We start from the raw sequence: 15,691 nt of genomic DNA, 5'->3' as shown, positions 1-15,691 counted from the left end.
TTTAATTGTTAGCAGTTTTGTTTCTTAAACCTGACCTTAAACTTTTAAAAATAGGAGTTATTTATGGCAGTTAACATGAAAGGCAAAGATTTAATTTCTATTGCTGATCTTACACTCGAAGAAATTTATGAGATTTTTGATGTAAGCAAATCTCTTAAAGAAAAAAAATATACCGGAGAGCCTCATCGTTTGCTTGAAGGTAAAACTCTTGGTATGATCTTTACGAAACGATCCACAAGAACAAGAGTTTCATTTGAAGTTGGTATTTATCAACTTGGCGGAATTGGACTATATTTTGGACCAAATGATTTACAACTTGGTACAAGTGAGAGTATTGAGGATACGGCCAAAGTTCTTGCAAGATATTTGGATGGAATTATGATTCGTACTTTTGCACACAGCGATGTTACAGATCTTGCAAAATATGCTAAAATTCCAGTTATAAACGGATTGACTGATTTACTTCATCCTTGTCAGGTTTTAACAGATTTATTTACTGTTCTTGAGAAGAAAAGAAAATTGCAAGGATTAAAACTTGCCTATATTGGCGATGGAAACAATATGGCTCATAGCTTATTAAATGGCTGTTCAAAAGTTGGAATGAACATTTCAATTGCCTCACCTTCCGGATATAAACCGGATAAGCAAATTGTTGAAAATGCTAAAAAGTTTGCAAAGTATATGGGCAGTAAAGTTGAAATTACTGATGATCCCGTTGCTGCAGTTAAAAATGCAGATATTGTTTATACAGATGTTTGGGCAAGTATGGGCCAGGAAGCAGAAGCTGCTGAACGCAGACAGAAATTTATGAGATACCAAGTAAATCCAAAGTTAGTTAACAACGCTAAAGAGGATTACCTGTTTATGCACTGTTTACCTGCACACCGCGGTGATGAAGTTGTAAACGAAGTTGCTGATTCTAGTAACTCAGTAATATTTGATGAAGCAGAAAACAGATTGCATGTTCAGAAGGCTGTAATGGCTTTAGTAATGTAGAGTTTTAAGCATCTTAGCGTTTCTGTGATCGATTTGTATCACAGAGGCGCTGAGATTATTCATCAATCTTCACCTCGAAATTTACTATCTCATAACCTTTATAAGTTTCGTAAGCTGCAAAACTAACCCCACATAAAACAGAAATCATTCCTAGTAAAAACAAAACCGTAACAAATGAATTTAGTTTTGTTAATTCTAATAAAAACCCAAATCCTATTGAAAGGGAAGTGAGAACAAATAAGGCAACTGCAATTGTGTAGGACAGCACAGCATTTCTAACAAGTTTAACTCTATAAACCAAACTTGAGATTTGCATAGATATACTTTCTAACCTTTGAGTTTCCTGATAATTAAAATTTTTATCATCCGTGGTTTTATGAATTGCTTTTCTTCTTTCTTCATTGAGCAAGCGAATTCTGTTTACAACAAGCGAATATTTATTGTTCATTCCAAGCAATAATAGTCCGCACGCGGAAATCATTATTCCAGGGGCAAGCATAAGTTGAATGATTTCAACAATCGAGGTAATGTTAGGCATATCTTAAATAAAATTATTTTTACTTGGAGTAAATATAATTATTTAAAACCTCAACAGTTGTTTTGCAATGATTAAGATCTATCTCTAAAAGATCACGAAGAGAAAGAACGCCAACAAGTTTTTCGTTATCTATAATTAAGATATGTCTTGTCTTAGCTTCTTTCATTTTTGCTAATACGGATTCATTAGGCTCATCTATTTTACCAATTACAAGTTTTGTGCTCATAATCTCATCAACAGCAGTCAAAAACAAATCTTTATCTTTTGCGATAACTCTTTTAACCAAATCACGTTCAGAAAATACACCGATTAACTTCTCATTCTTCATTACGGGTAAAAGTCCGACTCCCTTTGATGCCATGTAATTTACGGTATCTTTTACAGATGAGCCGGATTGAATAGTAAAAACTTCACGCCCATTTAGAATGTCCTTAATTGATTCCATATCTGACTCCTTAATTTAATTTTTTGAAATATAGTGTTTTTATGATGAAGTGCAAAGAGGAAATTTATTATAGATTTTTACTGCTCGGAAGATTGAAATATCAAGTGAAACAAAAGAATAATTTGATGGAAAAAAATCAAACTTCAGTTCTTCTAATAAAATCTGCAATTACTTTATCTGTTGAGTTTATTAGTTCTTCGGGTTTGCCTGTAAAATAGATGAGGCCATCGTTCATCATCGCAACACGATTTGCAACGTTTTTTACACTGTACATGTCGTGTGTAACAACTACAGAAGTAACATTTAATTTTGTTGATAGATCCTTTATTAGCTGATCGATAGAATCGGACATTATTGGATCGAGTCCGGTGGTTGGTTCATCGTATAAAATGTAAGATGGATTTGTAACAAGAGCACGCGCAAGGGCAACCCTCTTTTTCATTCCCCCGGAAAGTTCTGAAGGTTTTAGATTTAAAACATCTTCAAGATCAACTAAAGATAACTTTTCTTCAACGATATTTTTTATTTCAGATTTGGAATGATTCAATTTTGATTCAACTAAAGGAAGGCTGACATTTTCTTCAACAGTCATAGAATCAAATAGCGCTGCTCCCTGAAATAAAAACCCGAATTTTTTTCTTAAGGTGTAGAGCTCTTTTTGACTAAGATCATTTACAATATTGTTTTCGACTTTAACATAACCGGAATCCGGGCTTAGCAATCCAACAATATGCTTTATCAAAACACTTTTGCCGCATCCGCTTCTGCCGATGATAACAATAGTTTCTCCCTGCTCAATTGTAAGATTAACGCCGCGCAAAACTTTTTTGCCGCCAAAGTTTTTATGAAGATTACTTATTTCAATCATATTAAATCATTTGTTAACGAACAAAAATAATCAAAAAGATTTACTTATGACTTATTACTATGAAAGGTTATAAAATAAAAAGCCGGATTTTTTCAAACCCGGCTTTTCACCATCATCATCTACTCACAACCTGATCATTATTTGTTTACAATTATTTGAGCGCCTAATGATTGTGTTCCCTGACCACCAACTAGTCCTTTAGCAAATACTGTATAAATTTTTCCAGCAGTCAAGGAAATTCCTGGTAAATCTAATACAACTGTTGAGGTTCCGGCCAATCTTACTTGCAAATCATATGTACCTGCATCAAGTGGAGTGAAAGCAGAAGCTTGTTTAAATACATAATTACCAAAAACTACTGCACCCGTATTCGTTGTAATATCAACTGCCGGAGCGTTTGGTGACAAGTGAACGAATCTTACGTGTGCTTTGCCGGCTGCAGGTGATGTAAGATTATCTTCCAAAACAACTGCTTCTATCATGGCAACATTATTTACTGCAAATACTGAATAATCTTTATCTGCTGCTAAATTTAGATTTGCTTCTAAAGCAGTAGTAGTTGTTCCCGTTACATTGACTTTAACATTACGTGTTCCAGAGTTAACCTCTAAATATCCAGTGCTGTTAGGAAAAGTAAGATTAGTTCCTGCAACTGTATTATCAACTAAAAGATCAACTCCTGGCGCATCTGGTGATGCATGTGTAACTAAAACTTTTGATTTAGATGCTGGTGTTGGAGTAACAGTGTTTTCATCATCGCTGCAAGCTGTAAAAACTGTTATACCAAAGATTAACATTAAGAATAATGAAAGATATTTACGTGCGAACATTTGAACCTCCTGATATATATATTGTTAAATTATTTTTGTGATTGTAATAGCTTAACAGAAGTAAAATTTTTTTAGTTCCTTTTTATTTAGGTCATTTATTATTCCCTTTAAATGTTATTTTTAAGCAGGATTTTTTGGAACACAATCAGGGAAAAAAATGTTACGCAAAATTTTAATCACCATAATTGCATTTTTTAGCATTTCTAATAATGCTCAGACCATTTTTCCGTCATATTATTTAAATAATGATATGGAGTTTGCTACCCCCGGAACGATAATATTCGGGTTGGGCGGGTTTAATAATCCCGCGGAACTTTCTTTTCAGTCACAGCCAAATATTTATTTTACGTGGAATGACAAAGATGCAGGTGCAAATGATTTCAGCAGTTGGGGATTATTTACTTCTGTTCCTTATTTAGGTTTTGGTATTCACAATCAATCCTATAAAAACTTTTCAATAACTGATTACAAACTTTCAACTGCAATTGGCTCAGATGCTTTTGGTGTTGGACTTGGATACGGCTGGTCAACGGGAGATGTAAAATATCTTGAGCGATCTGATTTATTTACACTTGGGGCAATTTTTCGTCCTGCAAATTTTCTCTCATTTAATCTTATCGCAAACTTGCCTTCTAGAGGAGAAAGAGAAGGAATCATCGGAGCGGGTGTTAGACCTCTTGCTAATTATAATCTTTCCTTGTTTGGAGATTATACATTTACGGATGATAGAATAAGGGAAAAAATAAAATGGAGCGCAGGTGCAATTGTAGAACCATTAGATGGTTTAAGATTTATCGGTAGGTATTATGATGGGAAAAGTTTTAATGTAGGTGTTCAACTAGGTTTTGGTTCATTTGGTATAACAACAAATGCCCATTTTAATGAAGATGCCAAGCAATCATATAATACTTACGGCATACGAGTTGGCGCTGATGATAGAAACCTATTAAGAGTTTTTTCCGGCAAAGACAATTATGTTAGTATGAATTTGCAAGGCGGGGTCAAGTATCAGAACTTCAAATTGTTTGATAACAGCAGAACACTTTTTAATCTGTTAGAACAACTTAATGCCATAATAAATGATAATTCAGTTTCAGGTATTGCAATCAATCTTTCCGGAATGAACATCAACAAAGAAATGCTTTGGGAATTACGAGAAAAACTTAGAGAAATAAAATCCCACGGTAAAAAAGTTTATATCTACATAGATCGTGCAGGGATGGATGAATATCATTTTGCATCTGTTGCTGATAAAATAATTCTTGATCCGATGGGCACAATATCCCTCAATGGTTATTTGATGGGAAGAACATTCTTTAAGGGATCGCTTGAAATGCTAGGGCTTGGTTTCCGTGAGTTGAGATACTTTAAATATAAATCTGCCGTTGAAAATTATGCACGTAAAGATTTTAGTGAAGCCGATCGTGAACAAAGACAAAGACTTGTTGATGAAAACTATAATCTAGCGCAAAGAGAAATTTGTGCAAGCAGAAATTTTACACCTTCATACTTTGATGAACTTGTTGACAGTGCTTTTTTGTTTTTACCCGAAGATGCAATGAAATTAAGACTTGTTGATACACTTGCTCGTTGGAGTGATATAAATGAAATAATTAATAATTATGAAAAGGAAAACAAGAGTTTAATAAGTGCAAACTCATTAGAAGCTTTTAAAACACCGAATGATTATTGGGGATCCAAGCCTAAGATTGCGGTAATCTATGCAATTGGCGGTACGGGTATGGATGACGGAATTAAAGCGCGCAATTTGGTTAAATATGTTGAAGCTGCAATGAACAGCGGGAATGTTAAAGCAATTGTTGTACGTGTTGATTCGCCGGGTGGAGATGCGCTTGCTGCTGATCTTATAGCAGATGTACTTCACAAAGGAAAAGGGAAGAAGCCTATAATTGTTTCTCAGGGCTATGTAGCGGCTTCTGGCGGCTATTGGCTTTCTATGTTTGCTGATACTATTGTTGCCGCACCAAATACAATCACTGGCTCAATTGGGGTGATTGGTGCATATATATTTAACAAAACTTTAAAGCAGAACCTTGGAATGTCTGTTGATCACGTTCAGAAGGGAAAATTTGCTGATCTTGGTTTTGGCGCTACGATTCCGTTAATTGGAATCTCAATTCCTGATCGTGATTTTACAGAGGAAGAATTGAAGATGGCAGAAACAGGAATCAAAACTCTGTATAAAGGTTTTGTGGAAAAAGTAGCTTTGGGTAGGAACAAACCTTTTAATGAAATTGAAAAAATTGCGCAGGGAAGAGTGTGGTCCGGCAGCGATGGTTTAAAAAATGGATTGGTTGATGTACTAGGAGGATTGGATGATGCAATAAAAATAGCTTTGCAAAAAACTAATCTTACAAACAGCGAATACGAAATTATTGAAATGCCAGAACCAGAATGGTTTGATCTGAATTCATTTCTGCCAAGCTTTTTAAGAATCGAACAAAAAATTATTGAAGATCCGTTTATAAGAGATTTGAAATTCCGTTTACAGTATAACGGAATACCAATACCGCTCCTACCGCAGGATTTTATAGATGAGAATATGATTTACGAAGAATAAGATTATGCGCTAACTGCGGCTTAGCGCCTTTGCGAGAAATCCTTTTTCTGACGCAGAGACGCAAAGAACGCAAAGCTTACTTTAGAAGTATCATCTTCTTCGTTTCAACAAAATCACCAACTCTTAGCTGGTAAAAATAAACTCCATTTGCCAACTGATGACTGCCGACTGAAGACTGAAAATCTACTTCGTAACTTCCAGCATTTCTATACTCATTCACCAAAGTAGCAACCTCGTTTCCTAGAATATCGTAAACCTTTAAAGTTTGCCAACTGTCGACTGGAGACTGCCAACTTATTTTTGTGCTTGGATTAAATGGGTTTGGGTAGTTTTGTTGTAATAGATAACCGATAGATTGAATCCTATCTGTTTCTATACTGGTAATAGGAGAATAATTGTATAAATACTTGTGATTGTTAACCCACTCAGTAAAAACCCAAGTATAACTACTTTCAATTTTTAAATCCAAATTCATCAAATTCAAAAGTATATCGTGTCCAGTCTTCCCACCCGAATCGATAGCGTTGAAATTGTCGCTCAATACATTTGTCATTAGAATTATATGAATAAATTATTCTGCTACTTGTATCCCAATCGAAGGTACTCCAACGTAGAATCTTATCTTCAATAAGATTTAGTGATTCGTATGTATATATATCTTTTTGCGAATGTAACCAAGTGCTTTCAAAATACTCGTCCTGTATGAGTTCAGATATTAAATTATTTGGATTATAATTAGATATCCATCTGATATGATCACCCCATTCCGTGCCGCTCCAATAATTTAACATTTCCAAAATTTTGTTTTGGTTTTCATCATATTCATATAATCTTTGATTATCATTTACCCATTCGGTACCGTTCCATCCCTCATTGATGACCTCAATTACTAAATTGTTAATATTATATTCTTTTGAGCGTCTGGTTCGATTATCCCAGTTTCCATCGAATTGATAAACTTCTTCAATTAATCTGTTTTGCGAATCATATGTAAAATAGGTTTTATCAAGATTTATAAATAAGCTATCATAGAAATTTTGATTAATAGTTTGAATCAAATTATTATTTGAATCAAACGCATTAAAAATTTTTTCAGAATTAATCCACTTATCAATTACCCAATACTGTTTTATTATCGTTGTATCATTACCGCTTGTATCATAATTGTACAACTCTCTTTTCCCATTTATCCAAATCGAATCAGCCCAATTAAAAATATTTTTTTCTACTACCTGATAATTAGTGTTATATATTAAGTCAGTTTTTTCATAGTTCAACCAGGTATTACCACTGCCCCATAAATGGATCTGCTCAATGAGTATATATCCATTTTCTAAGAATTTCTTATTAGTGATTATTCTATTATTTGAGTTTGGGGCTTCATTACTTTTTACCCTTGTGGATTGATCGATTTTAAAAGGAATTGGGTCAAAGTAATTGTTGTAATCTAAGTTTTGATTTTGAGAGAATGTTAGTGCTGAAAAAGCTATTGATAAAATTAGAGTGATTTTCATAAAAGCCCCTTAATGAAAAGAGTAAAAAATTTCTACTTCAAAAAAGAGAAAGAAAAACCGCAAAGTCAAGAGCCCGTTAAGTTTAGGTTCAGGTTTAAGAGAGTAAAAACTATTCCAATAATTAAACAGTTAGCATTGATAATTTAACATTCTGCCTTGCTTTTCCTCACTTAAGCTTTCTTGTTATTAAAGCCCATTTCCTTTATTTTTTCACACCGATTTTGAGCATAGCATTCTGATTTATTTTGTTGATTCCAATGGAATGTTATCCGTAAAATACTTGTTTTTTAAAGAAATAAGCATAATATAATTGCTGGTCATTGCGAATCCCGATTATCGGGATGAAGCAATCTATATAACAGATTACTTAGTTGTCCTAATCAGACTCCTCGTATTGACACCAATGAAAGAACAAAGGAAATTTTTATGAGTGATGAAATTAAAAAAGATCCCAAAACTGAAGAGCTTGAAACCAGCGAGTGGCTTTATTCTCTAGATTATGTTCTTCAGAATAGTGGCCCTGAACGTGTTGTTGAACTTTTGCAGCAGCTGCAAATCCGTGCACATAAATCCGGAGTTCACGTTCCGTTTAGTGCAAACACGCCTTACATAAATACAATATCAAAAGAAAAACAACCGCCGTTTCCCGGTGATAGAGAAATTGAAAGACGAATAAAAAGCCTTATCCGCTGGATTGCAATGGCTATGGTTGTAAAAGCAAACAAACAGGAAGGCAGCGTTGGCGGACATATTTCTACCTATGCATCCGCTGCAACTTTGTATGAGATTGGTTTTAATCATTTCTTCCGTGGTAAGGGTGATGGCTACGATGGTGATCAAATTTATTTTCAGGGTCATGCTTCTCCCGGAATTTATGCTCGCGCTTTTCTTGAGGGAAGAATTACTAAAGAACAATTAAAAAACTTTAGAAGAGATTTAAAACCAGAAGGCGGCCTTACATCTTATCCGCATCCTTTCTTGATGCCGAACTTCTGGGAGTTTCCAACTGTTTCTATGGGATTAGGACCTTTACAGGCAATTTATCAAGCAAGATTTAATAGATATTTAGAAGATCGTGGATTAAAAAAACCGGGTGGTAAAGTTTGGGCATTTCTTGGTGATGGAGAAACTGATGAACCGGAATCTCTTGGTGCCATAACTCTTGCTTCGCGTGAAAAACTTGACAACTTAATTTTTGTTATTAATTGTAACCTCCAGCGATTAGATGGACCGGTTCGTGGGAACGCAAAAATTATACAGGAACTTGAAGCGATATTCCGTGGCGCAGGCTGGCATGTTATAAAAGTTATTTGGGGTGAAGATTGGGAATCATTATTGGATAAAGATGTTGATGGTAAACTTGTTAAACGTATGGGTGAAGTTGTTGATGGTGAATATCAAAAATACTCAGTTGAGGGTGGCGATTATATCAGAAAAAATTTCTTTGGCAAAGATCCTGATTTATTAAAGATGGTTGAGAAGATGACCGATGAACAATTGTTTAAGATGAAACGCGGCGGTCATGATCCTGAAAAAGTTTACGCAGCTTATAAAGAGGCTGTTGAATATACTGGTAAGCCAACCGTGATACTTGCTAAAACAATCAAAGGGTATGGACTTGGTGAAGCGGGCGAAGGAAAAAATGTAACTCATCAGCAGAAAAAATTAAATGAAGAAGAGATGAGAGAGTTTCGCAGCAGATTCGGTATTCCGATTTCTGATGAAGATATTTTAACTGATGCATTTTACAAACCTGCTGAAGATAGCGCAGAAATTACGTACATCAAGGAAAGAAGAAAACAACTTGGAGGATTTGTTCCAACCAGAAAAACAGATGTTCGACCAATAAAAACACCACCGGAAGCTATCTTTGAAGAATTTTATAAAGGTACAGAAGGGAGAGAAGTTTCTACCACGATGGTATTTGTTAGAATTCTTGCAAAACTTTTAAAGGATAAAGAACTTGGGAAATTAGTTGTTCCAATCGTTCCGGATGAAGCAAGAACATTTGGGATGGAAGCACTATTTAGACAAGTCGGTATTTACTCCCACGCCGGACAACTTTATGAACCTGTTGATAAAGATTCATTGCTATACTATAAAGAAGCAAAGGACGGACAAATACTTGAAGAAGGGATTAATGAAGCTGGTTCGATGTCTTCTTTTATTGCTGCAGGAACGGCCTACAACACACACGGAATTAATATGATTCCTTTCTTTATATATTACTCAATGTTTGGAATGCAGCGAGTTGGCGATTTAGTTTGGGCTGCCGGTGATATTGGCGCAAAAGGTTTTATGCTCGGTGGCACCGCGGGAAGAACAACTCTTAACGGCGAAGGTTTGCAGCATCAGGATGGACACAGCCATTTACTTGCTTATCCGGTTCCCAATCTTGTTACTTATGATCCTGCATATGCTTATGAGCTTGCCGTGATTATTCGTGATGGGATAAAAAGAATGTATGAAGATCAGGAACATGTTTTTTATTATATAACATTAATGAATGAAAACTATGCAATGCCAGAGATGCCTAAGGGTTCCAAAGAAGGCATTCTAAAAGGGATGTATAAGTTTAAAGCTTCTGATAAAAAGAATTCAAAGTTAAAAGCAAATTTATTTGGAAGTGGAACAATACTTAACGAAGTAATTAAGGCAGCAAAAATTCTTGAAGATGATTATCGTGTTGCCAGTGATGTTTGGAGTGTAACAAGTTATAAAGAATTAAGACGTGATGCACTTGAAGCTGAAAGATGGAATTTGCTTAATCCGACCTCTAAGCAAAAAGAATCTTATATAGAAAAAACGCTTGCAAAAGAAGATGGAGTTTTTGTAGCCTCTTCGGATTATGTTAAAGCGCTTCCTGATTCAATTTCTAAATGGTTCCCTGGTAGGTTATACTCGCTTGGTACTGATGGATTTGGAAGAAGTGAAACTCGAGAGGTGCTTCGTGATTTCTTTGAAGTGGATGCAAAACATATAGTGTTTGCAACTCTTACAGCGTTATTTAAAGAAGAAAAAATTAAGGATAAAGATTTGGATAAAGCGGCAAAAGAACTCGGTATAAATCCAAACAAACGTAACCCGATGAATACATAAAAGAGAGTTATAATTGCGTGTCCAATTGATGTTCTAAAGACTGGGACCAGGTATAGAATCAGCTTACGAGAGTGTTTGTATTATATTACAGATGTTAGTTGAAAAACAAAAGCTATTCCTGCTATTTATAAAGAGATAAATTTTTTTTTTTTTTTGTTTTTTTTTTTTTTTTTGAAAAAAAATTTTTTTTGAATTAAAAACAGTTGATGAATTTAATCCAGTCCAAGCACAAATATTTTTAGATGTGCTGGAAAAGAAGCTTTGGATTATTAATCATTTTTTTTTTTTTTAAAGGGGGGAAAAAAAAAATTTTTTTTTCCCCCCCGTTTTTCTTGGGGGTCTCTCTGTTCCCCCCGGGAAAAATTTTTTGGGAGGAACCCGGAAAGAAAATCAGGATTTTATAATGGCAACAGAATTTAAATTACCGGAACTTGGCGAAAACATTGAAGCTGCTGATGTAGTTAGTGTTCTTGTTAGTGAAGGCGATACAATTACAAAAGATCAGGCTATAATTGAAATTGAAACCGATAAAGCTACTATAGAAGTTCCATCTTCCGTTGAAGGTAAGATTACAAAACTTTTAGTAAAAGCAGGCGATAAAGTAAAAGTCGGTGAGACAATTTTTATGATTGATGAAGGCGGCAGTGCGACAGAAAAAGTTGAAGTAAGTAAGACTGAAAAGAAAAAAGAAGAAAAATTAGAAGTAAAAACTGAGCCGGAGGTTGAATACAAAGCTTCTTCTGTTCCATCATCTTCAGGCAAAAAAGAAATTATAGATTTTCGTTTACCTGATCTTGGAGAGAATATTGAATCCGCCGATGTGCTAAATGTTTTAGTAAAGATTGGCGATAGAATTGAGAATGATCAGGCAATACTCGAAATCGAAACTGATAAAGCTACAATAGAAGTTCCTACAACAGTTGCCGGAAAAGTTGTTGAGGTTTTAATTAAGGCCGGAAGCAAAGCTAAAGTCGGCGATGTGATAATTAAAGTGGAAACGAGCAAGACCGCTGCTGAAGAATCAAGACACATTGAAGTAAAAAAAGAAGAAACTAAAGAATCCGCAAAAGCTGATACCAAACAAGAGGAAGTTGCAGCTCTAACAGGTGAGCGCAAATCAATCCAGCCGATGGAATTGGATAATCAACCTCCGATATTAAAAGGCTCCGCGCCGGCGGCTCCTTCTGTTCGCAGAATTGCAAGGGAGATTGGTGTTGATATAAATAAAGTTCCTGGCTCGGGACCAAACGGCAGAATTTCAATGGATGATGTTAAAGCATTTTCCAAGAAACTTCATGAATCTTATGGCCAGGGTAGCGGAACAGGTCTAAATATAAAATCAGAATCTTTACCTGATTTCACAAAGTTTGGTTCGATCAACAAAGTTGAGATGACAAACATCCGCAAAAAAACTGCAGATCATCTTAGCTATGCATGGGCAACCATTCCGCACGTAACACAGTTTGATAAAGCCGATATTACTTTGCTGGAAAAAACCAGAAAAGAATTAAATAAAAATTCCGAAGCTAAGCTAACTGTAACAGCAATTCTTGTTAGAATAATTGTGGAAGCATTAAAGAAATTTCCTCAATTCAATTCCAGTATTGATATGGAGAAAAAAGAAATAATTTACAAGAGTTACTTTAACATTGGTGTTGCTGTTGATACAGAGTTTGGATTGATAGTGCCAGTTATTAAAAACTCTGATAAAAAATCATTAACAGAAATTTCTGTTGATATGAATGCTCTTGCTGAAAAAGCGCGCAATAAAAAAATAGGTTTGGATGATTTACAAGGCGGAAGTTTTACAATTTCTAATCTTGGTGGAATTGGCGGAACATATTTTACTCCTATTGTAAATGCACCGGAAGTTGCAATACTTGGTGTATCCCGCGGAAGCTTAGAACCAGTTTGGAATGGCTACGGTGTTTTTGAACCAAGATTAATGCTGCCATTATCATTGTCTTATGATCATAGGATTATTGATGGCGCTGATGCGATTAGATTTTTACGATTTGTTGTTGAAGCCCTTGAACAGCCGGTAAAGATTCTTATGTAGTTTGGATTCGGAGCAGGAGATTTATCAAACCAAAAAAAAGAAGTACTAATATGAAATATGAAATAGCAAAAAATGATTTAGAAAAATGGGCTGATTATTTATTGAATTATAGCTTGGATGGAATAAAAAAAGATGATGTAGTGATGGTAAAAGGTGAAAACATTTGCTGGCCACTGATGAGTGTGCTGCAGGATAAAATATTTGCTGCTGGCGGAATTGCAGATATAAATATTATTGCACCAGATAACGACAGAGGTAAAGTTTGGGGTAATTCAATTGCAATACACGGAAGCCTGGAACAAATTAATAAAGTTCCGCAATGGCATTCAGACAGATATAAGGCTATGACAAAATATATCGAGATACTTGGTGTTTCAAATCCTGAATATTTTAGAAATGCCAAAGAAGAACTTGCAAAGGAAATTATGAAAGCTGATGCTCCGGTAAAAGATATTCGTCTTAACAAGCCATGGGTATTAACTCTTTTCCCTACAAATGGTTTTGCGGACATGGAGGGAATGACACTTCAGGAATATTCTGATTTTATAGTTAAAGCCTCAACAGTTGATCCTCGTCTGCTTGATGAAGTTGAAGAAGATATTTTTCAACTATTGAAAAAAAGCTCTGAAATAAAAATTCAAACGGTGCATCCCAAAACAAGAAAAGAACTCGAACTAAAGCTGAATATCAAAGGAAGAAATATTATTAAATGCACAGGTAAAAGAAATTTTCCGGATGGTGAGGTTTTTACAAGTCCTGATGCAAATTCTGTTGAAGGTGAAATATTTGTGGATCTTCCAGTATTCCAGGGTGGAATGGATATTCAGGGAATCTATTTAAGATTTGATAGTGGGGTTATAAAAGAATATTCCGCTGAACAAGGTTTTGAAGCATTGAAAAAAATTATTGAAACTGATGAAGGCTCTCATAGACTTGGCGAAGTGGCTCTCGGTATGAATAACGGAATGAATAAGGTTTTAAAGCACCCTTTGTTTGTTGAAAAGGTTGGTGGTACGTTGCATATAGCTATCGGACAGAGTTACCCAGAAGCATATGTCGATGACAATAATTCTGAGGAAGGTAAAACCAAAATATCCGAGTTACAATCAAAAGGAATATATAATCAATCCGCACAGCATGTAGATATTGTTACAGATTTTCGCCCTGGTGGAAGCGGCAAAGCAGTTTATGTTGATGATGTAAAATTGGAAATTGAAAACAATATTTGGATTGTACCAGACAAATAGTAAAAGATAGGTGAACTTTGGCAACACAAAATATTAATCTAACAGTAATCGGTGGCGGACCAGGTGGATATGCCGCAGCATTTCTTGCTGCTGATCTTGGAATGGATGTTACGCTCATTGATCTTGATAAAAATCCTGGTGGCGTTTGTCTGTATCGTGGATGCATTCCATCAAAAGCATTACTTCATGTTGCTAAACTTATTCACGAAGCTGAAGAAGCTAAGAATTGGGGAATAGAATTCGGAGCCCCAAAGATCGATATTAATAAACTCCGTGACTTTAAGAATAAAGTTGTTGATAAATTAACAAACGGGCTTGGACAAATATCAAAGCAAAGAAAAATAAATTTCATACAAGGCAGAGCAAGTTTTATAAACTCTTCAACACTTAAGATTGAAAAAGTTGACGGCCAAACCATCGAGCATTCTTTTGAAAAAGCCATTATAGCAACAGGTTCTGTTATTGCGACAATTCCATCATTGAATATTCAATCAAAAAGATTACTTAATTCAACCTCAGCACTTGATTTACCTGAAATTCCAAAATCACTTTTAGTTGTTGGCGGCGGATACATCGGACTTGAGCTTGGTTCTGTTTATGAAGCACTTGGAACAAAAGTTTCAGTTGTTGAAATGATGCCCGGATTACTGCCGGGAGCAGATCGTGATCTTGTAAACTATCTTTCTCTACGTATTAAAAAATCTTTTGCTGAAGTAATGACAAATAGTAAAGTCCTAGAGATGAAGGAAGTAAAAGATGGAATAAGTGTTAAGATTCAGGATGATAAAGGAAACGTTACAGATAAAGTTTATGATTATGTTTTAATGTCCATTGGAAGAAAACCGGAAACAAAGGGGCTTGGATTAGAAAACACAAAAGTTACTTTAACTGATCGCGGCTGGATAAAAGTTGATAAGCAGCTAAGATCAACTGATCCGAATATTTTTGCTATTGGAGATATTGTTGGAGAACCGATGCTTGCACATAAAGCATCACACGAAGGAAGAGTTGCTGTTGAGGTTATAGCAGGACACAAAGTTACATTTGAACCACTTGCTATTCCCGCAGTTGTATTTACTGATCCTGAAATTGCATGGGCAGGAATAACCGAAGAACAAGCAAAGAAAGGCGGAATAAAATACGAAGTTGCAAAATTTCCCTGGGCTGCAAGCGGCAGAGCAGTTACACTAGATAGAAATGATGGAGTAACAAAATTAATTGTTGATCCGGACACACAAAGATTACTTGGGATTGGAATTTGTGGTCCTGGTGCAGGCGAGTTAATTGCTGAAGGTGTTCTTGCAATTGAAATGGGTGCTAATGTAACTGATTTGAAACTTACAATTCATCCACATCCAACATTATCAGAAACAATTATGGATGCGGCAGAAGTTTTCTTTGGACAAAGCTCACATTTTTATAAACCGAAGAGATAAAGTTTCAATAGCAATTCTATCTATAAAGAAAAACCCAATTCATACAAAGAATCGGGTTTCCTGTTTTAAACTTTTAAG

Annotated in this window: 12 protein-coding genes; 6 read left to right on the top strand and 6 right to left on the bottom strand. The window is 35.2% G+C overall.

Translation table 11 applies throughout. The annotated features are described in order from the left end of the window. Nucleotides 1-63 precede the first annotated feature (63 nt). A complete protein-coding gene (gene argF, locus IPJ23_13015) occupies nt 64-996 on the top strand; it encodes an ornithine carbamoyltransferase (GenBank protein MBK7631596.1) in 933 nt (310 codons plus the stop codon). A gap of 55 nt (nt 997-1,051) precedes the next feature. Here the strand turns inward: argF and IPJ23_13010 are convergent, their stop codons facing one another. The 4 genes from IPJ23_13010 to IPJ23_12995 form a co-directional block, all read right to left on the bottom strand. Next, a complete protein-coding gene (locus IPJ23_13010; protein ID MBK7631595.1) occupies nt 1,052-1,495 on the bottom strand; it encodes a DUF2721 domain-containing protein in 444 nt (147 codons plus the stop codon). Nucleotides 1,496-1,553: 58 nt separating this feature from the next. Then, nucleotides 1,554-1,979 carry a CBS domain-containing protein gene (locus IPJ23_13005; GenBank protein ID MBK7631594.1) on the bottom strand — a complete coding sequence of 142 codons (426 nt, stop codon included), beginning with the start codon at nt 1,977-1,979 and terminating at the stop codon, nt 1,554-1,556. Between the two features lie 136 nt (nt 1,980-2,115). Beyond that, nucleotides 2,116-2,847 carry an ABC transporter ATP-binding protein gene (locus tag IPJ23_13000; GenBank protein ID MBK7631593.1) on the bottom strand — a complete coding sequence of 244 codons (732 nt, stop codon included), beginning with the start codon at nt 2,845-2,847 and terminating at the stop codon, nt 2,116-2,118. A 137-nt stretch (nt 2,848-2,984) separates the two neighbouring features. Next, on the bottom strand, nt 2,985-3,677 hold the full coding sequence (locus IPJ23_12995; protein ID MBK7631592.1) for a DUF4397 domain-containing protein: 693 nt from the start codon (nt 3,675-3,677) through the stop codon (nt 2,985-2,987). 157 nt (nt 3,678-3,834) lie between these two features. Here IPJ23_12995 and IPJ23_12990 point away from each other — a divergent pair, with 157 nt between their 5' ends. After that, nucleotides 3,835-6,258, top strand: a complete 2,424-nt coding sequence (locus tag IPJ23_12990; protein ID MBK7631591.1) for a S49 family peptidase — start codon at nt 3,835-3,837, stop codon at nt 6,256-6,258. Between the two features lie 76 nt (nt 6,259-6,334). Here IPJ23_12990 and IPJ23_12985 read toward each other — a convergent pair whose 3' ends face one another. Both IPJ23_12985 and IPJ23_12980 read right to left on the bottom strand, forming a co-directional pair. Further along, entirely contained in the window at nt 6,335-6,733 is a 399-nt protein-coding gene (locus IPJ23_12985; GenBank protein MBK7631590.1) for a T9SS type A sorting domain-containing protein, read from the bottom strand. Further along, nucleotides 6,711-7,772: a hypothetical protein gene (locus tag IPJ23_12980; GenBank protein ID MBK7631589.1), complete on the bottom strand. Its 1,062-nt coding sequence runs from the start codon at nt 7,770-7,772 to the stop codon at nt 6,711-6,713. Before IPJ23_12980 ends, IPJ23_12985 begins: the two co-directional genes overlap by 23 nt. A gap of 426 nt (nt 7,773-8,198) precedes the next feature. Between IPJ23_12980 and aceE the strand changes: the two genes are divergently transcribed. The 4 genes from aceE to lpdA all read left to right on the top strand — a co-directional run bounded on the left by aceE (nt 8,199) and on the right by lpdA (nt 15,613). Next, complete coding sequence (gene aceE / locus IPJ23_12975) at nt 8,199-10,871, top strand: pyruvate dehydrogenase (acetyl-transferring), homodimeric type (GenBank protein MBK7631588.1); 2,673 nt, start codon at nt 8,199-8,201, stop codon at nt 10,869-10,871. A 403-nt stretch (nt 10,872-11,274) separates the two neighbouring features. Then, nucleotides 11,275-12,930 (top strand): dihydrolipoyllysine-residue acetyltransferase, encoded by a 1,656-nt coding sequence (locus tag IPJ23_12970; protein ID MBK7631587.1) that lies wholly within the window; start codon nt 11,275-11,277, stop codon nt 12,928-12,930. Between the two features lie 50 nt (nt 12,931-12,980). After that, nucleotides 12,981-14,177, top strand: a complete 1,197-nt coding sequence (locus tag IPJ23_12965; GenBank protein MBK7631586.1) for an aminopeptidase — start codon at nt 12,981-12,983, stop codon at nt 14,175-14,177. Nucleotides 14,178-14,209: 32 nt separating this feature from the next. Next, complete coding sequence (gene lpdA / locus IPJ23_12960; protein MBK7631585.1) at nt 14,210-15,613, top strand: dihydrolipoyl dehydrogenase; 1,404 nt, start codon at nt 14,210-14,212, stop codon at nt 15,611-15,613. The last annotated feature ends 78 nt before the right edge of the window (nt 15,614-15,691 follow it).

The sequence above is a fragment of the Ignavibacteriales bacterium genome (assembly GCA_016709765.1).
Classification (GTDB): Bacteria; Bacteroidota; Ignavibacteria; order Ignavibacteriales; family Ignavibacteriaceae; genus IGN3.
This window is presented reverse-complemented; position numbering and strand designations above follow the sequence as displayed.

Coding starts and splice junctions, on each gene's coding strand:
- argF (MBK7631596.1), top strand. CDS start 64: ATGGCAGTTAACATGAAAGGCAAAGATTTAATTTCTATTGCTGATCTT.
- IPJ23_13010 (MBK7631595.1), bottom strand. CDS start 1,495: ATGCTTGCCCCTGGAATAATGATTTCCGCGTGCGGACTATTATTGCTT.
- IPJ23_13005 (MBK7631594.1), bottom strand. CDS start 1,979: ATGGAATCAATTAAGGACATTCTAAATGGGCGTGAAGTTTTTACTATT.
- IPJ23_13000 (MBK7631593.1), bottom strand. CDS start 2,847: ATGATTGAAATAAGTAATCTTCATAAAAACTTTGGCGGCAAAAAAGTT.
- IPJ23_12995 (MBK7631592.1), bottom strand. CDS start 3,677: ATGTTCGCACGTAAATATCTTTCATTATTCTTAATGTTAATCTTTGGT.
- IPJ23_12990 (MBK7631591.1), top strand. CDS start 3,835: ATGTTACGCAAAATTTTAATCACCATAATTGCATTTTTTAGCATTTCT.
- IPJ23_12985 (MBK7631590.1), bottom strand. CDS start 6,733: ATGAATTTGGATTTAAAAATTGAAAGTAGTTATACTTGGGTTTTTACT.
- IPJ23_12980 (MBK7631589.1), bottom strand. CDS start 7,772: ATGAAAATCACTCTAATTTTATCAATAGCTTTTTCAGCACTAACATTC.
- aceE (MBK7631588.1), top strand. CDS start 8,199: ATGAGTGATGAAATTAAAAAAGATCCCAAAACTGAAGAGCTTGAAACC.
- IPJ23_12970 (MBK7631587.1), top strand. CDS start 11,275: ATGGCAACAGAATTTAAATTACCGGAACTTGGCGAAAACATTGAAGCT.
- IPJ23_12965 (MBK7631586.1), top strand. CDS start 12,981: ATGAAATATGAAATAGCAAAAAATGATTTAGAAAAATGGGCTGATTAT.